The 13885-nt window shown below is 44.0% G+C and carries 12 protein-coding genes and 4 tRNA genes; 8 read left to right on the top strand and 8 right to left on the bottom strand.

Features of this window, described 5'->3' with window-relative positions; translation table 11 throughout:
* Positions 1–150 precede the first annotated feature (150 nt).
* The 5 genes from FB6_RS11310 to rnr form a co-directional block, all read right to left on the bottom strand.
* Positions 151–1023, bottom strand: a complete 873-nt coding sequence (locus tag FB6_RS11310) for a DMT family transporter (RefSeq protein WP_174560092.1) — start codon at positions 1021–1023, stop codon at positions 151–153.
* Between the two features lie 55 nt (positions 1024–1078).
* Positions 1079–1507: a hypothetical protein gene (locus tag FB6_RS11305; protein ID WP_174560091.1), complete on the bottom strand. Its 429-nt coding sequence runs from the start codon at positions 1505–1507 to the stop codon at positions 1079–1081.
* A 13-nt stretch (positions 1508–1520) separates the two neighbouring features.
* Positions 1521–1730 (bottom strand): YheV family putative zinc ribbon protein, encoded by a 210-nt coding sequence (locus FB6_RS11300; protein WP_174560097.1) that lies wholly within the window; start codon positions 1728–1730, stop codon positions 1521–1523.
* Positions 1731–1771: 41 nt separating this feature from the next.
* The gene (locus tag FB6_RS11295) at positions 1772–3826 is read right to left on the bottom strand and encodes a M3 family metallopeptidase (protein ID WP_174560096.1); all 2055 of its coding nucleotides are present in this window, start codon (positions 3824–3826) and stop codon (positions 1772–1774) included.
* Positions 3827–3988: 162 nt separating this feature from the next.
* Entirely contained in the window at positions 3989–6412 is a 2424-nt protein-coding gene (gene rnr / locus FB6_RS11290) for a ribonuclease R (protein ID WP_174560095.1), read from the bottom strand.
* 264 nt (positions 6413–6676) lie between these two features.
* Between rnr and FB6_RS11285 the strand changes: the two genes are divergently transcribed.
* From FB6_RS11285 to FB6_RS11265, 5 genes are all read left to right on the top strand, one after another.
* Positions 6677–6768 (top strand) — tRNA-Ser (locus tag FB6_RS11285).
* Positions 6769–6783: 15 nt separating this feature from the next.
* A tRNA-Arg gene (locus FB6_RS11280) sits at positions 6784–6860 on the top strand.
* Between the two features lie 48 nt (positions 6861–6908).
* Positions 6909–6985 (top strand) — tRNA-Arg (locus FB6_RS11275).
* Between the two features lie 432 nt (positions 6986–7417).
* The gene (locus FB6_RS11270) at positions 7418–8017 is read left to right on the top strand and encodes a dihydrofolate reductase family protein (RefSeq protein WP_174560090.1); all 600 of its coding nucleotides are present in this window, start codon (positions 7418–7420) and stop codon (positions 8015–8017) included.
* Positions 8018–8158: 141 nt separating this feature from the next.
* Positions 8159–8235, top strand: a tRNA-Arg gene (locus FB6_RS11265).
* 88 nt (positions 8236–8323) lie between these two features.
* On the opposite strand, the gene FB6_RS11260 is transcribed toward FB6_RS11265, so the two are convergent.
* The gene (locus FB6_RS11260) at positions 8324–9640 is read right to left on the bottom strand and encodes an SRPBCC family protein (RefSeq protein ID WP_254592237.1); all 1317 of its coding nucleotides are present in this window, start codon (positions 9638–9640) and stop codon (positions 8324–8326) included.
* A gap of 179 nt (positions 9641–9819) precedes the next feature.
* On the opposite strand from FB6_RS11260, the gene FB6_RS11255 reads away from it, so the two are divergent.
* Positions 9820–10317 carry a YcxB family protein gene (locus tag FB6_RS11255; RefSeq protein ID WP_174560089.1) on the top strand — a complete coding sequence of 166 codons (498 nt, stop codon included), beginning with the start codon at positions 9820–9822 and terminating at the stop codon, positions 10315–10317.
* A gap of 38 nt (positions 10318–10355) precedes the next feature.
* Positions 10356–10994, top strand: a complete 639-nt coding sequence (locus tag FB6_RS11250; RefSeq protein ID WP_174560088.1) for a fumarylacetoacetate hydrolase family protein — start codon at positions 10356–10358, stop codon at positions 10992–10994.
* 52 nt (positions 10995–11046) lie between these two features.
* On the opposite strand, the gene FB6_RS11245 is transcribed toward FB6_RS11250, so the two are convergent.
* Together FB6_RS11245 and FB6_RS11240 are read right to left on the bottom strand one after the other, a co-directional pair.
* Positions 11047–11697 carry a tetratricopeptide repeat protein gene (locus FB6_RS11245; RefSeq protein ID WP_174560093.1) on the bottom strand — a complete coding sequence of 217 codons (651 nt, stop codon included), beginning with the start codon at positions 11695–11697 and terminating at the stop codon, positions 11047–11049.
* A gap of 221 nt (positions 11698–11918) precedes the next feature.
* Positions 11919–12719, bottom strand: coding sequence for a helix-turn-helix domain-containing protein (locus FB6_RS11240; RefSeq protein WP_174560087.1), 801 nt, complete (start codon positions 12717–12719; stop codon positions 11919–11921).
* A gap of 105 nt (positions 12720–12824) precedes the next feature.
* Here FB6_RS11240 and FB6_RS11235 point away from each other — a divergent pair, with 105 nt between their 5' ends.
* Complete coding sequence (locus FB6_RS11235) at positions 12825–13754, top strand: DMT family transporter (RefSeq protein WP_174560086.1); 930 nt, start codon at positions 12825–12827, stop codon at positions 13752–13754.
* Positions 13755–13885 lie beyond the last annotated feature (131 nt).

The following is a 13885-nucleotide window of genomic DNA, read 5'->3' as shown; positions in this document are numbered from 1 at the left end:
TCGGATGCTTATATTTCAGAAATCACTCAACGTTTGAATCATCGCCCAAGAAAAAGACTCGGATTTAGAAGCCCGAGTCAGGTATTATTCCAAGAACATGGTGTTGCACTTCAAATGCTAATCTAAGATGGAAAAAAACTGGCTGAATGATTAGGCTAAACGTTTTTTCACCAAAGGACTACACAGAATAATCGCACTCAAAATCAGTGCAAAGCCGATTAAACTATAATGATCTGGTATTTCACGCCAAAAGATAAACCCCCAAAATCCGGCAAAAATAATCGCAATATAATTCACTGGGCCAATTTGTCCGGCAGGTGCGAGTTTATAAGCATTCGACATGAAAATCTGACTGATATTGGCCAGTAGTCCTGCTCCAATCAGAAAACCGAGTTCAGTCCAGCTATAAGGACGCCATAACCAGAACATCGGAATCATGGAAATCAGAGTGCCGATAAAGCAAAAATAAAAGACAATTTTTTCTGGCGATTCGGTACTGGTCAGTGCCCGAACTGTCACAAAAGCCATGGCGGCCAAGAAACTGGCACCTAGTCCAATCACTGATAGTTGATTAAACAGCCCTGCATCAGGTTTTGCTACGAACATCACTCCAGTTAAGCCTAGAGCGGCAGCAAACAGCATGGAAGGCGTGATCTTTTCTTTTAGAAATAGCCAGGCAATCAATGGAATAAAAATGGGAGAAGAATAGGTAAAGACCATGGCATTGGACAGTTTTAAATGGGCAATGGCATAAAAGAAGCCATACATTGCGATTAGTCCGATGATGGCCCGCCAGCTATGCATCCAGATTTTCTCAGTTTTAATAAACCCAATACCATTTCGACAGATGAGCGGTAGGAAAATAAACAGGCCGACAAAATTGCGGAAAAAGACAATGGTCGGGTTATCGACTGTGTGCGAGGCATAGCGTATACACACGCCCATGAGGGAAAATAAAAAGGCAGAGCAGGTCAGTAAAGCAAGCGCTGTAAACAGATTTCGATTGCTGGTCGCTAGGGACATGAAAAAATCAGCTAAAAAATATGCAACTATTTTAGCTGAATATTCAACTATAAATTTATTGTTTTTGAGCTAGTTGAGCTTCGAGCAATTTGATCTGTTCTTCTTTCAAAGCGATCAGATCGTCTGCATCAGCATGTTGGGCTTTCAGCATGGCTTCCTGTTCATTGAGCTGGCTTTGAATATCATCCAGTTTGGCCACTTCTTCTTTGGCTAAAGATTCATTTTTAGGAACAGCATCTTTCAGAATTTTTTCATCCACCAGCTGAACGGTTTTCTGATCGGCTTGAGCCACCGGTTCTGCAGGTTTTTCAGCTTTTGCTGCAGCTTGTACAGGCGCTGTTAAGTTGGCACCTTCATGTGCAGGTAGAGCTTCCCCAGAAGTTGCAAAAAACCATTGATATGCCAAAAAAAGCGCAATGATTGCAACCAAGCCCCCAGTAATGCCCAATAAAAGTTTTGGGCTATTTCTTTGATCTAATGTCATATTGAACCTGTTTTTATTTAGGCTGACGAGGTTTGAACTGAATGACACCAATCTCATCCGGTAATTCCGGCTTTTGTGGTTCTTCGACATGCGTTGGCCGATTTTCGGTATAACCGCAATCGATACATTCAATCCATTCATCGTCGCCAGAAGTTAGCATGACAACCCGATCTAACGCTTCACATTTTGGACATTTAACACCTGCAATGAAACGACGTTTGATAGTCATCATCCTAACCTTCCGAACAATCTTAGACGCCTAGTTTAAGCGTTTTTAGAGGGGTTCGTCCAACCTTGATGGCGTAATAACGCATCTATTTTTGGCTCGCGTCCGCGGAAATTGATAAATGCATCAAGTGCTGTATCTTTTCCGCCAACTGCTAGAATAAATTGCCGAAATTCTTTTCCGGTCTGTACATTAAAAATTCCTTCTTTTTCGAAACGGTCGAAGGCATCACTGGCCAAAACTTCAGCCCATTTATAAGAGTAATAGCCCGCAGCATAGCCTCCGGCAAAAATATGACTAAAGCTATGCTGGAAACGGTTATAACTGGCAGTCGGTGCGACCGCATATTTTTGGCGAATATCATCCAGCGTGGCTTGTACTTGTTCGGCATTTAAAGCGGAACTGTGTTTATGAATCGACAGGTCGAACAGTGCAAATTCGATTTGACGCAAGGTTTGCATGCCGGACTGGAAGAAACGGGCATCCAGCAAAGATTTGAGCAAATCTTCTGGCAAATGCTGTTTGGTTTCAATGTGTTCACTAAGCAGATCCAGACTGTCGGTATCCCAGGTCCAGAATTCCATAAACTGGCTTGGTAGCTCGACGGCATCCCAGTCCACGCCGTGTGTGCCGGCGACGGCAATATGGTCAACTTCAGTCAGCAAATGATGCAGGCCATGACCGAACTCATGGAACAGGGTATTCACTTCATCGTGGGTGAGCAGGGCAGGTTGATTACCGACTGCCGGGGTGAAGTTACAGACCATATAGCAAATCGGTTTTTGCAGGCCTTGGCGGGTTTGCATGCGAGAGCGGAAACCGCTCATCCATGCACCACCACGTTTGCCGCTACGTGCATAGAGATCAAAATAAAAACCACCAACCACCTTGCCTTGATCTTCCAGTTCAAAATAGCGTGCATCTGGATGCCAGACTGGCGCTTCACGTTCCACAATGTTGATGCCATACAGACGGTTTACAATACTGAACAGGCCTTGCAGAATCTTCGGTGCAGGGAAGTAAGGTTTCAGTGATTCTTGAGATAAATTGAATTGTTGCAGTTTCAGCTTTTCAGAATAGTAGCCAGTGTCCCAAGGTTGTAAAGTCAGAATACCATCTTGAATGGCAATGGTTTTTAATTCGGCAATTTCCTGAGTGGCTGGGGTTTTGGCATGCTCAGCCAAATCAACCAGAAACTGATCTACGGTTTCGACATTCGGTGCCATTTTGCTGGCCAGCGATAACTCTGCATAGTTGTTGAAACCTAACAGCTGGGCCATTTCATGGCGTAGACTCAAGATTTCTTCCATCACCTGAGTATTGTCAAATTCAGGATGATCAGACAGATCCGAGGCACGGGTGGTATAGGCTTTATATAGCTCTTCACGTAGGGCTCGGTCATCCGCATAGGTCATGATGGCCAGATAAGCCGGAATGTCTAAAGTGGCAACCGGCTGTTCAAGCTCACGTTGCTGGCCATATTGTTTGAGTAGGTCGATGCTGCTTTGCGGCAAGCCTTTGAGTTGATCTTCGGTCAATGGCTTGAAGTAAGCTTGAGTGGCATCTAAAACATGATTGGAGAAGTCGGATGAAAGTTGGGACAAACGCGCGGAAATTTCTGCATAGCGTTTTTTCGCTTCGCCTTCTAATGCTACACCGGAAAGTTTAAAGTCACGCAGTGCCAGTTTAATCGCGCTTTGCTGCGCAGCAGGCAATGTATTAAAAACCGCAGCATCATGTACATGCTGATAGGTTTGATACAGCACCGTATGTTGGCCCAGCTGGGTATAGTATTCGCTTAAAGCAGGAAGCAAGGACTGGTACAATTCGCGGGTTTCTGCATTATTCATCACGGCATTAAGATGCGACAGCACACCCCAAGCTTCGCTCATATTATTTTCCAGCGTATCTACCTGTTCCAATACCTGAAGCTGTGCATCCGAGTGATCAGGTACCGCAGTTAAATCATTTAAAAAACTTTGTCCCTGTTGAATGGCTTGTTCAATCTGTTGTTTTAAATCAGAGAGTTGAATCTGATCAAATTGGGGAACGGGCAAGCTTGCTTTTTCTAAAGTCATTTCTATAGGCCATATCATTTATAAACTTAATAGTAGATGTAAGGCTTGGCGATAGGGAAATCAAGGCCTGCTATTTTTTAGCTCTACTATTTTTCAAGTTTATTATTTTTTAGTCTCGAAACACCTTGCCCGGCTTAGGCATTAAAAAACCCTACCGAAGTAGGGTTTTTTATTGAGCTATGATTCGATTTTGGCTTTCGCATTCGACTTTTTCTTTTTCTGCTTGACTTTCTTCTTCAGCTTGTCTTTGGCTTTGGCCTCAGACTTGCTGGAAGATTTTTTATCCGACTTTTTAGTTCCAGATGCAGACTTGGTTTTCGGCTTCTTCTTGCGAACGGGCTGTTCACCATCTTCACTGACCACAGCTTTCTCACGTGGACTAAACACTTCTTCTGTGGTGGTCTTGGCTACACGCGGCGCACGGCTACGAATCACCCGACCGGCATGGGTCAGTTGTTGTAACAGTTCAAAGTCAATCTTGCGATCTTCCAGATTCACGGCCGCCACTTTAATTTTGACTTCATCGCCCAGACTAAAGGTTTGACCACGATTTTGTCCAATCAGGCTTTGGCTGGCCTGATCATAGACAAAATAGTCATCGCCCAGTTGGCTCACGTGAATCATGCCATCGACATATAAGTCTTTTAAGGTTACGAACAAACCAAATTCAGCAACTGCACTGATAGTCCCGACAAATTCTTCACCTAAATGCTGCTGCATATAGTGACATTTCAACCAGGTTGTCACTGAACGGGAGGCTTCATCGGCACGGCGTTCCGTTTGCGAGAAATGTTCACCGGCATCATCCAAAGCAGCACCGGAAAGCAGGAACGGCTTTTGTTTTAAATGCGCTTTGATGGCACGGTGCAATAACAAGTCCGGATAACGACGGATAGGCGAGGTGAAATGCGTGTAGGCATCATAAGCCAAACCGAAATGTCCGGCATTTTTGGCGCCGTAATAGGCTTGCATCATCGAGCGTAACAACACCGCGTGAATACTTGGTGCATCAATACGGTCTTTGGTGGCTTCAATCACCGCTTGGTAATCTTTTTGCGTTGGCTGTTCCGGGAACGGTAAGCCCAGCAATTTCACATATTCACGGACTTTCTGAATACGGGAAAATTCAGGTGGCTCATGCACACGGTATAACATTGGAATGTCATTTTCCAAGGCATATTCTGCTGCGGCGACATTGGCCAGCAACATACATTCTTCAATCAGTTTATGTGCATCATTACGTGAACGCGGCAGAATTTCATTAATGCCACCGAGCTCATCAAAGGTCATGTAGGTTTCGACGGTTTCAAATTCCATGGCATGACGCTGCGCACGTAAACCTTTGAGTACTTGATACAGCTGGAACAAGGTATTGAGTGATTTACGCACCTCGCGATCTTCAGGAATCGCTTTGCTGTCACCGTCAAAATACTGTGCCACCTGGGTATAAGTGAGACGTGCTTTGGAATGCATGACTGATGGATAGAATTCAAAACCTGTGACGCGACCGGCACGGGACAGTTTTAAATCACAGACCATACATAGACGGTCCACATGTGGATTCAGCGAACATAGACCATTAGAGAGAGCTTCAGGCAACATTGGCAAAACAAAATGCGGGAAATACACCGAGGTGCCACGTTCTTTGGCTTCATCATCCAGCGGTTTGTCGTTACGCACATAATGACTCACGTCAGCAATGGCTACGACCACGCGGTAGCCGCCACCTGAACGTTTTTCCGCATACACGGCATCGTCAAAGTCGCGGGCATCTTCACCATCAATGGTGACCAGTGCCAAATCACGTAAGTCGATCCGGCCTTCACGGTCTTGCTCAGACGGTTCTTTGAAATGTTCGGCATCGCGAAGCACTTCTTCCGGAAATTCATAAGGCAAGCCAAATTCTAAAATGGTTTGCGGAATAATGATTTCGGTATCGGCTTTGTCTGCCATGGATTGCACGATATGGCCGGTCGCCAGTTCTTCGCGGGTCGGGTAGTCATCAATCGCCACGCGAACGGAATCACCCACTTTCACCTGGGCATGTTCAATCAGTTCTTTTTCCAGGGTAATCGGTTGATGGGCATTCGGATTGGCCGGCTGAATAAAGTATTCGCCATCGTGAATGGCCACTTTACCAATAATCTGTTTTACCCGATGTTGCACTACTTCGGTAATAAAACCCCAAGGCTTACCTTTGCGGTCGACCGAGGTTTGTCGCACCTTGACGCGGTCGCCATTAAACACCAGACGCAGCTCGCGTTCAGGCAACAAAATGTCATCATGATCGGCAATTGAGGCACTGCCTAAACCTTTGGAATTGATATAGACAGTGGCTTCATGAGTCGGCTGGCTGGCTGCAAGCTGGAACTTGTAGCCATCTTTCATTAACTGGCCATCGCGAACCATGGCGATCAGACGATGGCTGAGGGCATCAATACTTTTTTGATCTGCAATTTCAAAATGCTCCACTAAATCTGCATGTGATTGTGGTGCTTGTAATTTTTCAATCGTTTCAGAAATCAGAATACGGCTGGGAATAGGATTTTCATAGCGTTCAGCTTCGGCTTTCGCTTCAGGATCGACCCAATTTTTCATAATGTCTTTGGCTTCATGTCAGAAGATAGGATTAGCATAAGTCATGCTGCAACAGACTGCACGTAAATGATTGCAATAATGTGTTTTTCAGTTCAAATTTTGGGGTGAAGTTGAATATTTCACGGTCACCCGGCATAAAACAGACAGAAAAGGGCGGGGTGAAGTCGTAAATTGTTTAAAAAATAGATGATTGATTAAAAATATCAGAATTTTTTGAAATCTGACTTGAAGAAATGAAGTTTAATTTGTATTATGGCGGCTCGTTACGGTGAGGTGGCCGAGTGGCTGAAGGTACTCCCCTGCTAAGGGAGCGTGGGTCTTAAAGCCCACCGAGGGTTCGAATCCCTCTCTCACCGCCACGAATAACTTGAAATGCGCTCATAGCTCAGCTGGATAGAGCACTTGGCTACGAACTAAGGGGTCGGGAGTTCGAATCTCTCTGAGCGCACCAATCAAGTTAAACGTAAATGTAACGAATGCTGAAAAGCAACTCAAGTACGCGCTCATAGCTCAGCTGGATAGAGCACTTGGCTACGAACTAAGGGGTCGGGAGTTCGAATCTCTCTGAGCGCACCAACTTGAACACATCGACAGATGTAAAACTGGAAGAAACCGCACATGTTGCGGTTTTTTTGTGTCTGAAATTTGTATAGTTGAAATAGGGTCTGTTGACATTTCATAAATGACTTGCGTTGTAGGCTAAAATTGAGCAAACGAGGAATGAAATGCAATGAATGGTGGTTCCATTTTTAAATTTCATGACGCAGTTTGAGATAATTTTAGCCACAACCCTTCGGGACTAGAGTATTTTTTGACGCTACGTCGTTGTGAACTACGCATTTAGAATGACTAAATTTTGTAGTTCACGCCTTGTATCCTCTAAAAAATACTCGTAGTCGCAAACATAGACGAATTGTCAACAGACCCTAAGTTGCATACTCAAAATAAGTTCTAGGCGACAAAATAAAAAAACGGCCAGTATGAGAACCATAACCTGAGAACAAAAATATGAGAAAAATCATTGTTCAGGAATTCATGACTTTAGATGGTGTGATTCAGGCACCGGGCGGACCTGAGGAAGATCCATCAGGCAACTTTCAATATGGTGGCTGGGTTGCGCCTTATTTTGCAGATCCAGACCCCGTGTTCGATAGGATTATGCAGCAATGGATGCGTTCCACTGACATTCTGTTGGGAAAAAATACCTTTAAAATTTGGGAGCCTTATTGGCCCAAGCATGCCGAGATGTGGCCGGGAATTAATGAGGTTAGCAAGTACGTTCTGTCACATAGCTTGGATCATTCAAACTGGCAAAATACGGTTTTTTTGAAAAATGTGGATGAGGTGAAAAAGCTCAAAGCTTCAGCAAGTGGGGATCTCAAGGTGCATGGCAGTGCCAAGATGGCACAGACGCTTTTTCAGCATGATCTGGTGGATGAACTGTGTTTGATGACTTTTCCGATCATCTTGGGAGTAGGTAAGCGTTTATTTGCTGAAGGCGCAGCGCCTGCGGCTTTTGCATTAAGCGACAGTTTGGTCACGTCAAGCGGTGTGGTGTTTACGTATTACAGGCGAGTTGGAGTGGTCAAAACCGGTAGAGCGGGTTAATGAGCAATATGATTCAGTTATTGTTTAAAAAATAGATGAAAAATCCAATTTTGCCCAATAACTGTCCACTTGAGTATGGATTTGTTAAAAAGCACTTAACACAATGTTAAAAACGCGTATAATGCACCACATCAAGACGTCGCGCTCATAGCTCAGCTGGATAGAGCACTTGGCTACGAACTAAGGGGTCGGGAGTTCGAATCTCTCTGAGCGCACCAACTTGAACACATCGACAGATGTAAAACTGGAAGAAACCGCTTAATTGCGGTTTTTTTGTGCCTAGCATAATACGAAACGATGACACAATTATTTCATTCGCTGCTTAATTTTTAAGGCCAGCACGGTATTTCCGCCTACAGCCGGTAACATTTCATGATAAGGCATGCTTCTCATTGCTCGCAGCAGGAAAGGCGCCTGGTCATGAATTTTCATGGCACTGGTGACATTGAACAGTGTGCCATTCGCTTGCGGAATCAGCTGCATTCCGCCTTGAACAAACTGCAAATCTCCACCGACCGCATGAAATTCATTTTCTAGGCGGTTTGGATAATCAAAGCGCAGTTTAAAATCAAAAGGAATATTGATCACGCCTAGTCCGACTGAAATTTTGTAATCAGCATCAAAGGTGTTGGCATCAATCTTTTGCATGTCAATGTCTTTGATTTGTCTTGGAAAAAGTTCCTGAAAAGCAGGTGCATTCAGCCAATGCTGTAACTGTTGGGGACTTTGGGCAAAGTATTGATAACTGCTACTGAAACGTAGAGTCTCCCAGCCGTGTGGATAAGGCATTTGAGTCGATGGCAAGATAAAAGTCACCGGTTCTCGGGATTGCTGACTGATGTTTGCAATGCTTTGTCGTTGTGATGAATTTAACTGGACTTGGGGTAGTTCAGCGGTTTTTAGGATTTGTGGTGTGGCGGTTCTAAAGCGTTGCTGCAAGGCCTCAAGCAGAAAAGCATTGGTTCCGGATGGAATCCCCAGTTTGGCTTCCGGAATGGCTTTCAAAATGGTACTGAATAAAAAGCCTTTGGGATGATTTAAATCGCCCCATTGGGTAATGGTAATTAAGGTCTTGTTATTGCCTACATCAAACCATTCCATTTTGCCAGCGCCATAGGGAATAGGCGCATCTACCACCAGAGTCGAAATACTGTTGGCACTGATATGATGTTGCATCAGTACACTTTCTTTAAAGTTTAAGATGGGAATCGGGGTGGGGATATGTACCTGATATTTCATCTGGGTAATCGTACCTTGCTGTTCTACGATTTTTGCAGATTTTAAGGTGGGGAACAGGCCATTATACCCACTGTAATTCGTTAAAAGTCGGGCTACATTCTGGCTATTGGTCGGTACAATCACTGCACCGGTATAAAATTTACCGACCATGCTTTGCTGATTTTTGAGCGTGGGTAAGCTAATGGATTGCGCGGGATGGGCATAAATGAAAATACGGTTGGCGGTTAACTCGGCCAGTGGCTGAACTTTGCCTTGAAAGACACTTAAGCTACTGGGAATCTGTTCTTTCCATGGAATAATCTTGGCGGAAACCTGTGTGCCGAACAGACAGCAGATCAGGTATAGACTCCAGGTGTATTTGTTGTTGTGTTTTTTATTTGGCATATCACATCCTGTTTTATGCTTTTTTTTAACTGAATGTGGATGTTTTAATCAATTTTCAAATCATTGTGAAGCAAACTTATGTAATTTTGGCTGTAGTAGGGGCAAGCAAAAATAGTAAGGAAAAGCCTGAATCTGGTGTACTATCTAGCACAATTGTTTGAATAATTTGATGATGCATTATGTCAGAAACCAAGCCTGCTGTATCGCTACGCTATCACTTGAATCTTGAAGAATCCCAAGACGGTTTTGCGCTGGCGACCTTTGGTAAAAAGCAGATGACCCGTTTTATTACGCCTTTGGTCAGTGTGGCCATTATTGTCTGGGGGTTTTATCTCGGCTTTGAGGGCGTGGGTCGCTATTATGTGGCACTGGGGGCTTTCTTTCTGGTGTTGCAACTGTTGATGCGTTACTGGTTCTTGCCGATGATGTTCAAACGTCAGTTTGTGAAATACCAGTTTGGTAAAAGTGAACAAGGCATTGAATTATTTCAAGATCATGCAGAACTGTATGCCAATGGCCGCAAGCAAATTTTCAATTATAGCGAAGTGCAAAATTTTGCCGTCGGTAAACTGACCTATATGATTGAATTGAAAAACCGTACCGTGGTGATTGTACCGAAACGGGCGTTTGAGCAATCAGCAGATCAAAGCGTATTTGAAAATACATTTAAAAAATAAGTTTTAAATCACCTAAAAGTGCAATAAAAGGGAAGATCATGAGTACACGTCCATCTAAAATTGTCTGTGTCGGTCGTAGCTATGCAGACCATGCCAAAGAATTAGGCAATGCCATTCCTGATCGTCCAGTTTTATTTATCAAACCGCCAAGTAGCTTAATTAATTTGGAACAAGGGATTTCATGGAATCCGGCATGGGGCAATTGCCACTATGAATGTGAGTTAAGCCTGCGTATAGACCAGACTTTAAAGGCAGAAACCGATCCTGCCAAAGCATTGCAAGCCGTCGGTGCAGTGACTTTAGGTCTGGACTTGACCCTGCGTGATTTACAGGATGACTTGAAAAAGAAAGGTCAGCCTTGGGAACGTGCCAAAGCCTTTGATGGTTCGTGTGTGTTGGCAGACTGGGTGGACGTTGCTGAAGTTAAAGACTGGAAAGATGTGCATTATACTTTTCATGTGAATGATGAGCTGCGTCAAAAGGGTGATACCGCTTTACTGATTTTTGATATTGCAACCTTGCTGGCTGACATCAGTCAGGTGTTTACTTTAGAGCCGGGTGATGTGGTGATGACGGGTACACCTGCAGGCGTAGCCGCCTTGCAATCAGGCGATCAACTGAAAATGACCTTGCAAGGTCAAACTCAGGAGTTTGTCTGGACTACTTTTGTGAAATAAGATTTGCAACTTCTAAAAAAGGCTGCCTGTGAGCAGCCTTTTTTATGATCCATTATTCCTCATGTTGTGAATCAGCAGGCGCTTCATTCGGCTGTAAAGGACCAGTATTTTTCCACTCATCATAGGTGTCTGCCATTCGTTGAGAGTCTGCATTACCGAGAGCACCTGCTTTGACATACCACTGTCTAGCCATTTCTCCATTACGAACGTCATAGTGATAATAATGCGCCATTTTCATGGCAGCATCGGCATCTTGACCCTTTTCCGCAGCATAAGTTAAATATTCCGTTGCCTTTTCATTACTTGAGTGTTCAATTTCACTAAAAAAATGCTGATTGCCCAAGGCTTTAATGGCTAACACATTATTTTGCTTTGCTGCTCTTTCATACCAGATTTGGGCTTGGTGCGGGTCTTTGATTAAGCCTTTACCTGTATCGTACATCCAGCCCACAGCGTATTGTGCACTGGGATCATGGGTCTGTTTTGCCGATTCCAATATCCAATGTGCCAGAAAAATATTGCCTTCATTTTGCATATCATGAATGACTTTTGCCGCTGCTTCATTGCCATTATAGGCTTGTCCCATCAGCCAGGAAAAAGCTTGAGTATTGGCTTGTTGAGCAGCTTTGCTATACCAGTTGACACTTTCTTGGACATTCTTTTCTGTCCCGGTTCCTGCAAAATAGAAGTCAGCCACTTTCATTTGTGCGATAGCATCGCCTTTTTCTGCAGATTTTAAAGCTGCTTTGAAAGCACGTTGTTCAGGCGAGCTACATGCAGTTAATAAACTCAGAGCTACGCACAGGCTGAGGATGGTGTTCTTATAGTGGTTTTCATGAGAATGACTGGTTTTTGAGTTATGAGTTGATCATACAAAACCCAATGTTCTAGTCAATAATAAACTGATTTTAAATTAATTTTTATTTATAAGTGGTGGTTGGATTTCCTGAATTGATCAGGTGTACATAGCATCCAGCGTTTAAACATATTGATAAAGGCGGATGCATTGGCATAACCCAGATCAAAAGCAATGCTTTCAACGGTTTTGTTGTCTTTCAGCATCGACATGGCTTTCATGACTTTCAGACGTTGTCGCCATTCATTGAGTGACATCCCCAATTCTTTCTGGCAATAACGGGCCAGAGTGCGTTCTGTCATATTGTGCTGTTTGGCCAAACAATCTAAAGAGCTGTGATCCGCTGGGTGCTGATGCAGATAATCCAGAATTTCTTTTAAAAGAGGATGCTCGGAATGGGGCAGATAACTGCCGATGAGCTGTGCATGTTGGAGCTGATCCAGCAGCACATGCAATAGCCGTAAATGTTCCGCCGAATCTTCTGCAATAGCATGATGTTTCAAATGTTGTAGCACTGCCGTCACCAGTGGAGAGCTGAGTAGAATGCCTGCTTGATTGGGTAAATGTTCACACAGGCTTTCATGCACATACAGGGTTGCATGTGAAACCGCAGTTCGATTCAGACCGCTATGTTTTAAGTTGGGTGGTAACCAAATTCCATAGGGAGGTGGGGTAATATAATCCACCTGATCAATATTGACTTCCATCACGCCGTTGAAGGCATAGATAAATTCTCCCCAAGCATGTCCATGCTCTGGATAGACAGACAAAGCCGGATCATCACGAAAGCTGAGCCATAGCGGTCGGTGAATCTGATCATTGGTGCTTAGCTGTTTGAGCGAAGGGGTTGGCTTGTGTCTTTGTGGCATGGTGAAATTTGCCTGAATAAGAAGATAGCTTGTCTGCTTTGAAGTATATCTTTTATTTCAGACAGAATTATAGTGTGTGCTGAAAGAGTTATTTGAGTAATTTTGGTGGAACAGCGTAAAGCACTGGATATTCAGGCCTCGGGTCTGATGATGATTTTATGTATGATTTGGGGAATACAGCAGGTGGTGCTGAAATTGGCCGCACCTGATATTTCACCCATCATGCAGATCGCTATCCGTTCCGGTTTGTCAGCTTTACTGGTTTTTCCCCTTATTCAGCTCAAAGCCGGAACTCATTTATACAGTAAAGAATATTTATTGCCGGGCATTTGGCTGGCTTTTTTATTTTCTGCTGAATTTGTACTGGTTGCCGAAGCATTACGCTATACCACGGCATCGCATACGGTAGTTTTACTCTATACCGCACCGATTTTTGTAGCTTTGGGGCTGCACTGGAAAGTGCCAGCTGAAAAACTCAATCTGATTCAATGGTCAGGTATTCTGATAGCCTTTTCCGGGATTGTGCTGTCCTTTATGGGGCGTGAACAGGGGTCTACTGAACTGCTGCAACAGGCGTTATTCGGTGATTTTCTGGCCTTGATGGCAGGCGTCATGTGGGCATTGACCACGATTTCACTTCGACTGACCCGTTTGTCTGATGCACACCCAACCCAGACCTTGTTCTATCAACTGGTCGGGGGCTGTGTGTTTTTACTGCCGGTTGCCTTTATCTTGGGCCAAACCACGATTCACTGGACCACAGTTGCCATCAGCAGCATGGTTTTTCATGTGTTGATCATGTCTTTTTTTAGCCTGATGTTGTGGTTCTGGTTGCTACGTAAATATTTGGCCAATGGCTTGGGCGTATTTTCCTTTTTAACCCCTATATTCGGCATGATTTTTGGAGTGATGTTTCTGAATGAGCAGATTGAACTGAATTTTCTGCTGGGAACCGGTTTGGTGTTCATTGGGGTGATGACTGTCAGTTTACATGGCTGGATCAGATGTCTCTTTCCTGTCAGTAAATCGGTTTAATCATTTCTTAGATTCTCAAATGAAGTGCAACAGAGATTAAATTATTGGAAGGAAGCAAGATGAGCTAGCATTTTGCTTCCGACCGACCAAAGTCAAAGTTGCATCATGAACTATACTCATCTCACTCTAGA

It is taken from the genome of Acinetobacter bouvetii, assembly GCF_902753875.1.
Lineage (GTDB): Bacteria > Pseudomonadota > Gammaproteobacteria > Pseudomonadales > Moraxellaceae > Acinetobacter > Acinetobacter bouvetii_A.
Note: the sequence above shows the minus strand (reverse complement) of the source record. Positions and strands in the feature narration are given on the sequence as shown.